Genomic DNA, 8011 nt, shown 5'->3' with positions numbered 1-8011 from the left:
GCATAGCTGGGTAGCTATGTATGGAAAGAATAAGCGCTGAAAGCATCTAAGCGCGAAGTCCACTTCAAGATAAGATTTCCCACCGTAAGGTTAAGATCCCAGGAAGACTACCTGGTTGATAGGTCAAAGGTGTAAGTGCAGTAATGTATGTAGCTTATTGATACTAATAGATCGAGGACTTGACCAATAAATACGATGGACGTCAAAGTTTACTAAATATACTCAGTTTTGAAGGTACAAACTTCAACCAAATATGTGGTTATTATAGCAGAGAGGATACACCTGTTCCCATACCGAACACAGAAGTTAAGCTCTCCAGCGCCAAAGGTACTTGGTGGGAAACTGCCTGGGAGAGTAGGAAGTAGCCACGTAAAAAGCTCTAGCATTTATGCTAGGGCTTTTTTTATTGAAATATAATAATTATTAATAAAAAAATATGATATTATTTATAACATAGTATTGTGTAGTGTACAATAGTGTGCTATACTTAGTAACATAGTATTAGGTAATGTACAATAGTGTGCAGTGCTTAGTATAGGGATTTAAATAAAAAAATATAAAATTAAAAAGTAAGTTGGAAATCATATAAATGTATATATCTAGCTTAAGAAGGTATAAACATAATAGGTAAAAGGTAGGTGAACATATGAATACGCAGTTTAAAAAGGGAGCCCTAGAGCTTTGTGTACTTGCTATGATAGGTAAAAAGAACATGTATGGATATGAAATAGTCCAAAACATATCTAATAGCATAGAAGTTAATGAAGGGACGATATATCCAATTCTAAGAAGATTAACTAAAGATGGATATTTTGATACATATATGGAGGCTTCAAGCGAAGGTCCAGCCAGAAAGTATTATGAGATAACGGATAGAGGAGTAGAGTATTTCCTTAATCAGAGAAAAGAGTGGTATGATTTCAGCAAAGTAATTGATTCAATAATAGGAGGTAATATCTATGGCAACAGATTGGATAAAGAAGATAATGATGATGATAGTAGCGAATAGTATAAATGGATAAAGTTTATTTAAAAAAGAGTGTGAGGTGAAAAAAATGGAAAAAAGTCAATTTTTAAAGGAAATAAGAGTATATTTAGAAAAAGCATACCTTAATTTAAATCCTGTTGAAATAGAGGATATATTAAGAGACTATGAAGAATATTTTAGAGATGGAATTAATGAAGGTAAGAACGAAGAAGAAATAGTAGAATCACTGGGTAGTCCAAAAGCAATAGTGGATGAGATGGTGAAAAGTGATATAGAAGATGGAAAGTATACAAGAGAAGATTTTAGTACATTCTTTGAAGAGAAAGAAAGAATTTTAGATCCTAAGAAAATAAAAATACCAAAATTAGAAGTAAATAAAAATATGAAAAAAACAGCAAGTAAAATGTTGACAGTATTATTTGATATTATGTATTTTCCAACAGTATTTTTTATAGGAATACCTACAATATTAATAACCTTGATGACATTTACGGCTCTACCATACTTTGCTACTACATTTGGAGTGATAAATCAGAGTAAAATGTTATTAATATTCCCTATAATGCTTATAATAGGATCATTAATACTTGAGGGTTTGTTGTTAAAGTTATTAGTAAAGCTAGGATTAAAACTAAACAAAAGAGTATTTAATTCTAAAAGCAAAACAGATGAATAAAAGTAACTATATAAAAATCACTGAAAAAATAAAAGTATGATATAAAAAATCAGTAAGTAATAAATAATATAGAAAATCAGTGATTAAGTAGTAAAAGAAATAAATAATAAGTAGAAAAAGAAATAAAAATAATTATTAAAGAGCTATATAAAAGTTATTAAAAAAGTAAAAGTATGATAGAAATAAGTAGTAGCTAATAAGTAACAAATAAAGACTAGTGAGAGATCAGTAAAATATAAAAGCATAAAGAGAATATAAAAGCATAAAGAGAATATAAATTGATATAGAATCACTAAAAAGTGAAATCAAAGAAGTAGTAATAAAAAGATAGGCAAATCAAAAATAAAAATACTGTAATTAAAAGATAAATATAAAAAGCAAATGTTAGCTGTAAATAATAGTGAGGTGTTATGATGAATAAAAAAATACTAATAACAGCTGTATCACTTTTTGTGGTTGGTGCTGCAGGAAGTTTGTACACAGCTTTTAATACGATACCAAAATTAGATAAATATGTAGTAGAACGTAGGGAAGAGTTGGTAGAAGTTAGTCAGGTCTTGGAGTCTACGAACAAAGTAAACACTGTCCAGTTGGGAGATTTTCCGAACTTTGGAGTAGTAAATATAAAGAAATCTCCTGATAATAAGGTGAGAGTAAATGGAAGAGGAATAAAAGGGGTTAAGGCATATGATGCAAGTATATCAGAAGGAGTCTTAAAGGTAGAGTCAACAAAAGAAAATATAAATGGAGTTGTCAAAACTCAAGCAGATATAGACTCTATGAATCCATTCGAATTTATATCTTTAATAACTAGTAAAGATATAGTAAAAGATTCTCTAGATGAGTTAGCTCTAAGCGGTGCTAGATTTGAAAGAGGGAATGGTATAAATCCGAACAGTCCATTTGATGAGAGTGTATATAAGCTAGACAATAGTGTATATTCGCTTGATATAGAGCTTCCTGAAGGAGTAAATCTTGAGCAAAAAGATGGAAGCTTAACATCTGGAATGAGTTATATTAATAAATATAATATAGAAGATAATATGATAAAAGATCATATAAAGGCATCAGATATAAGGTTTGTAACATCTATAGAATATAATAATCCTATCAAAAAATTAGTAATGGATTATCGAAATATAAATACAAAAGATGGAATAGACTTTAGATATTATCTTATAGAGAAGGTAAGAGCTAAAAATATACCAGCTCCAAACAGTGTAAAACAGTATAGCGGTGTGTTAGAGGATAATATTAAAAAATTAAATAATGATAGTAAGTTAAAAACTAATCCTGTATCAAATCCAGAGCTTGTGATAAATGCTAGAGAAGCTAGGATTTCAGAAGATTAAAAGTATGTAGTGATAAATAAAAAGGCAGATTAATATCTGTCTTTTTTATATTCTAGTAAAGACGTGTCAATCGAGTTGTTTAGATTAAATAGATATTAAAATAATACAGAACATATGTTTTATTAACTTGATTTTAATTAATAAATATCTTAATATAATAGATAGAGATATACTTTTTTAAGAGATAAATATAATTATAATTAAAAAAGTTAAAGATAAATAACAAAAATAAAGATAGATAATGTAAGCAGAGATAGATAATAGAATAAAATAAGTAATATAAATATAAGACTAGTTTAAAAGTAAGGCTAGACAATTTAAATTTCTAGCTAGTCAAGTACTAGGGATTGGAGATAAGCTATGTTTTTTTCTTTTGGGAGTCAAAATTATGTGTTTTGCAGAAACTCTATGGAAGCAGAGATTGCAAAAGAAAGTTATAGAAGTAATTTTAAGGGGGACTATTTTGCCAAGTTAAACTTTACGACTATAGAGAAATTTATTTTAGATGAAAGTACTCTATACTGGAGTTTAGTGGAAGATGAGATTCAGCCAAATATTATATCAAAAAATGCTGCTATATGTATATTAGAGAAAATTATAAGAGATAAGAAAGATTTTGATGGCTGTTTTCAAGCTGTAAATTCAAATAGTTTTTTTCTGGCAATACAGATCTACTCTATTATGCTAAAATCAGCTCAAAATAAAATTCCTGTAGATGCAATAGCAAAGAGGATATATAAGTTTAAAAGAGCGAGCTATTCTGAGAAAATTTCTTTGGATATGGATACTGTGATTAAAAGTTATAGGAAAATTCTTAAAAAATCAAATCTATATGATATGTCTATGCTGATAGAAAAATATTTGGAAAAAATAGCTCCTCATAAAATTTACAATAATAATATGAAAAATAAAAAATTATATATATATAATTCAGATGATAAAGTTGAGTTTGGAGATAATTTAAAGGAAATATCCTCCATTGAAGAAGTCTATAAAATATTCAATGACACTAATATAAATAAAATTATAGAAGAAGATTTAATATATAAAGAAAATAAAAATACAGAGATTTTTGAAGAGGAATTTGAAAATTATTTTGATATGCTTTTTTGTCTAGAAAATATTATAAGTGATGAGAAGTATAGAGACTTGGATATATGTATAATTTTTCCTAAGCTAAACACTACAATTGAAAGTAAAATAAAAGAGATATCATCCAAAGTAGATAAGGACATTAGATTTTTATCTAAAAATTATAGTGTTAGAAATAGTAAAACGGCAATAGCAGCTTTATTTGCATTAGCTATTAAGACAGATTCTCAATATATATTTAATGAAGATGAAAAAGTTGAATTTGTGAAGTTGATTCTAGATACTATTTATAAAGACAGAGACAGATTCTTTTTAAGAGAGGATCTATATGAAGATTCAGATGAAGATATGTATGAAAATATTGATCTAGAAAATGATTCAAAAGACTATATATCTGAATTAGAGGAAATAAATAATCAAATATTTGAGGAAAGTAAAAATAATATTATAACTATTGATGAAAAAGAATCCCTAGTTAAATATGATTTAGACTATATAGAATCTAAAAAAATATATAATTTAAAAGAAAGTGAGATTAATTATATCTCTATAAGGAAAAATTTAAATCTCTATATCAAAGAAATAAGTGATATAGAAGGACTTCTTCCTAAATTACTTGACAAAAACTATACTGGATTTATTAAAAGTTTTTATCAAGTGTATGGAGATTTGGAGGAAGAAAGTATGAAACAGATAAGTCAAATAGCTCGCTTGATTGAGGAATTATCTGTGTTTAGCGAGAAAACTTCAGATCTAAATTTCCACTTAGGAGATGATAATATGATTAAATTTATAAAGGATTATCTATCAAACTATACTAGTACAAGAAGGAAAATAGAAAATAAAGAACTAGGGAATGTTTTGTTAGTAAGCTATAGAGAGTATCTAGATTTTTCATTGGATAGTGATATAGAAATTATTCTAGATGCTCAGTCTCCAATGTTTGATGCTAGAGTTGAAAGCGAAATAGACACTGATTTGGCATATATGGATGACTCTATACTATCAAATATTGATGCTGATAATATAGGTGAATTTTACAGAGATTATCAAGAGAAAAAGATAATAGATAGTATTTATAGATTAATGAAAAATAACTCTGATAAAAATAGAAAGTTGTATATTTTAAGTTCCTATAAAAATATTGCAGGCTATGATCAAGAAAATAGATTCTCAAGTATATTAAATAATAAGATTCAAAAAAACAAATAGAAAGTTACAATAGATATAAATTTATAATAGATAAAAAAGCCATAATAAATATAAAGCTATAATATATATAAATCTATAATAAATAAAAAGCTATATTATATATAAATCTATAATATATAGAAAGCTATAATAAATAAAAAAGCTACAATAGATATAAAGCTATAATAAATAGAAAATATATAAAAGCTAAAAAATAGAATAAATGCTATTAATATGGATAGTAATTTATAAGAATCTTAACAGTAAAATAGTAATGAGATTTTAAGAATCTATAAGTGTTTTGATGACAAGGAGATAGTATGGAAATCGTATATAGAAAAGATCAAAAAGAAATAATGAAATATAAATCAGGCACTATGGGAATACAGGCTGTTCCAGGTGCTGGAAAAACTTTTATAATTACAAACCTTGTAGCAGATTTATTAGAAGAAATGACGGTAAATAATGAAGATGGGAAAATATTAATTCTGACCTATATGAATAGTGCAGTAAATAACTTTAAATCAAGAATAAGAGCAATACTTGAGAAAAGAGGATTATCAAAAACGAAATTTGAAGTTATGACAATACATTCTCTTGCTATGAAGATAATAAAAGAAAATACTAGCTTGGCTTTAATGAATGAAGAGTTTGAAATAATTGATGACTATAAAAAAGAAATGCTATTAAAAAATGTTATAGAGAAATTCAAAGAAGAAGATCTTAATCAATCTATAGACAAGTTTATAGATCCATCAAAAAGAAAAGTAGAAAAAATAGTAAAAAAATGGAATAATGAATTCTTTTCTATAGTATCCAATAGCATAAAGTTATTGAAATATGAAAATTTGACGGATGAGAATTTAAAAGAAATGGTGCAAGAAAGAAAAAAAGAGTTTGAAGAAGCAAAAGACAAGGCTCAAAAAAATAGTTTGAGAGGGATTATGAATATTATATCTCCTATTTATTCTCTATATCAAGAAGAACTGAGAGCTAATGCCTATATAGACTATGATGATCTTTTAATAATTGCTTATAATATCTTATCAAGAGATGAGTCTGTGGAAAATCACTATCAAAAGAAATATAAGTATGTATTTGAAGATGAGTGTCAGGACTCAAATATGATTCAGGGAAAGATAATAGATATTATAGCTGGAAATAAGGATAATAAAAAGTCCTCTAGAAAAAATCTTGTTAGAGTAGGGGATGTCAATCAAAGTATTACTGGCACATTTACAGGCTCCGATCCAAAGTATTTTATAGATTTCTATAAAAGTGCAGATTATAAATATAATATGAATATGGCTTCAAGAAGTTCAAAGGATATAATAAATCTTGCAAATGAATTGGTGAAATTTACTAATAAAGATGAAAATCAAGTATACTATAATTCTTTGGAAAATTTATATATAGAAGAAGTAGAAAAGTCTATGGGTTATAAAGAAAATCCAAAGTCTCAAAAGAATATGCTAAATTATCAAATCAGCAATAGTATAGAAGAAGAGACAAGTAAGATAATTAGAGAAATACAAGATTTAAAAGAAAATTTCCCTAGCTACTCAATAGCTGTATTATGTTTTTATAATAGTGGAGTAAAAAGAATTGAGGATTCCCTAAAAGAAAAGGGAATTGAGTATGAAGTCCTAGGCTCCAACTTAGATGAAAGAAAAAAGATAATCAATGATATTAGGCTGGCTATAGACTTTTTAATAGATCCAAAAGATGATAGAAAGTTGGCGGAGTTAATAATAGAGGGTTTTATAGTTAGAAATGAAGATCTAGAGTTAGAAGATAGTGAAGCAGTCAATATAATGAAGTATTTCAAGGGGGTTGACTGTGAAAAATGGATATTTGATGATGAGTATTATAGAGATTATAAAAATAAATCCACATCTAGTGAAGAGTTGATAAGTAGAGATTTAAATGAGATAGATATATTCAAAATTAGAACGAATATGTCTGCTATCAGATCTTCAATTCAAAGTTTATGTTCATTTCCTCAGATAAATATAGCTAGACTTATAGAAAATATAATAGATTTATTTCAAGCTAGTAGAGAAGAAAAAATGCTTGGAAGTTATATAGCATTTTATTTAGAGAATCTCCTGAGATTTGAAGCAGAGGGTCTATATAGAGCATCTATTGCCCTTGATTTAAAGTATTCAGCTGTATTTAACTCAGCTATAGAGTCAATATATGATGTAGGAGAGTATGAGGCTGAGTCTGGAAGCATTACATTAGCAACCTTACATAAGTCAAAGGGAATGGAGTGGGATGCAGTTATAATGTTTGGACTTAACTCAGATAATTTTCCATCTAGTTACAGCGATTATTTTAGAATGAATAGAAAGTATCTAAGAAAAGGATTTGAATGTCCAGAGGCTAGTATAAAAAAGGATATAGATTATTTTTCTAAAAGAGATGTCAAGGATATAGATGAATATGAGCGTAACTTGAAAAAGGATACAATTGCAGAACATATAAGATTGATGTATGTTGGAATTACAAGAGCAAAGAAAAGAGTAACTTTGATGAATGCTAAAAAAGAAGTTTCCCCGAGTGGAGAATATATATTCAATAAAAGAAACTCCCTATTTTTTGAACACTTGATAAAAGTTATAAATAATAAGTAAGAGAGATGAATCTAAGAAATCTAGTAACTCTTATATTTTTTGATATATAATATAGGAGTATCAAAATACGAAAAGA

General features: G+C 27.1%; 5 protein-coding genes and 2 rRNA genes. All 7 read left to right on the top strand.

Annotation, left to right across the window (positions count from 1 at the left end):
• Positions 1 to 187, top strand: a 23S ribosomal RNA gene (locus UF10_RS05915); the annotation flags it as partial.
• A gap of 67 nt (positions 188 to 254) precedes the next feature.
• Positions 255 to 371 (top strand): 5S ribosomal RNA (rrf, locus tag UF10_RS05910).
• A 275-nt stretch (positions 372 to 646) separates the two neighbouring features.
• Positions 647 to 1009, top strand: a complete 363-nt coding sequence (locus UF10_RS05905; RefSeq protein WP_106776905.1) for a PadR family transcriptional regulator — start codon at positions 647 to 649, stop codon at positions 1007 to 1009.
• A gap of 46 nt (positions 1010 to 1055) precedes the next feature.
• Entirely contained in the window at positions 1056 to 1664 is a 609-nt protein-coding gene (locus UF10_RS05900) for a DUF1700 domain-containing protein (RefSeq protein WP_106776904.1), read from the top strand.
• Between the two features lie 413 nt (positions 1665 to 2077).
• On the top strand, positions 2078 to 3016 hold the full coding sequence (locus UF10_RS05895) for a hypothetical protein (protein ID WP_106776903.1): 939 nt from the start codon (positions 2078 to 2080) through the stop codon (positions 3014 to 3016).
• Between the two features lie 360 nt (positions 3017 to 3376).
• Positions 3377 to 5320 (top strand): hypothetical protein, encoded by a 1944-nt coding sequence (locus UF10_RS05890; protein WP_106776902.1) that lies wholly within the window; start codon positions 3377 to 3379, stop codon positions 5318 to 5320.
• A gap of 299 nt (positions 5321 to 5619) precedes the next feature.
• Positions 5620 to 7935 (top strand): ATP-dependent helicase, encoded by a 2316-nt coding sequence (locus tag UF10_RS05885; RefSeq protein WP_106776901.1) that lies wholly within the window; start codon positions 5620 to 5622, stop codon positions 7933 to 7935.
• Positions 7936 to 8011 lie beyond the last annotated feature (76 nt).

Origin of the sequence: Peptostreptococcus russellii (assembly GCF_003012055.1) — a bacterium.
GTDB classification, from domain to species: domain Bacteria; phylum Bacillota; class Clostridia; order Peptostreptococcales; family Peptostreptococcaceae; genus Peptostreptococcus; species Peptostreptococcus russellii.
Note: the sequence above shows the minus strand (reverse complement) of the source record. Positions and strands in the feature narration are given on the sequence as shown.

What these genes read in the sequence shown, in the direction of transcription:
- UF10_RS05890 (WP_106776902.1), top strand. Translation starts at nt 3,377, where the DNA reads ATGTTTTTTTCTTTTGGGAGTCAAAATTATGTGTTTTGCAGAAACTCT.
- UF10_RS05905 (WP_106776905.1), top strand. Translation starts at nt 647, where the DNA reads ATGAATACGCAGTTTAAAAAGGGAGCCCTAGAGCTTTGTGTACTTGCT.
- UF10_RS05900 (WP_106776904.1), top strand. Translation starts at nt 1,056, where the DNA reads ATGGAAAAAAGTCAATTTTTAAAGGAAATAAGAGTATATTTAGAAAAA.
- UF10_RS05895 (WP_106776903.1), top strand. Translation starts at nt 2,078, where the DNA reads ATGAATAAAAAAATACTAATAACAGCTGTATCACTTTTTGTGGTTGGT.
- UF10_RS05885 (WP_106776901.1), top strand. Translation starts at nt 5,620, where the DNA reads ATGGAAATCGTATATAGAAAAGATCAAAAAGAAATAATGAAATATAAA.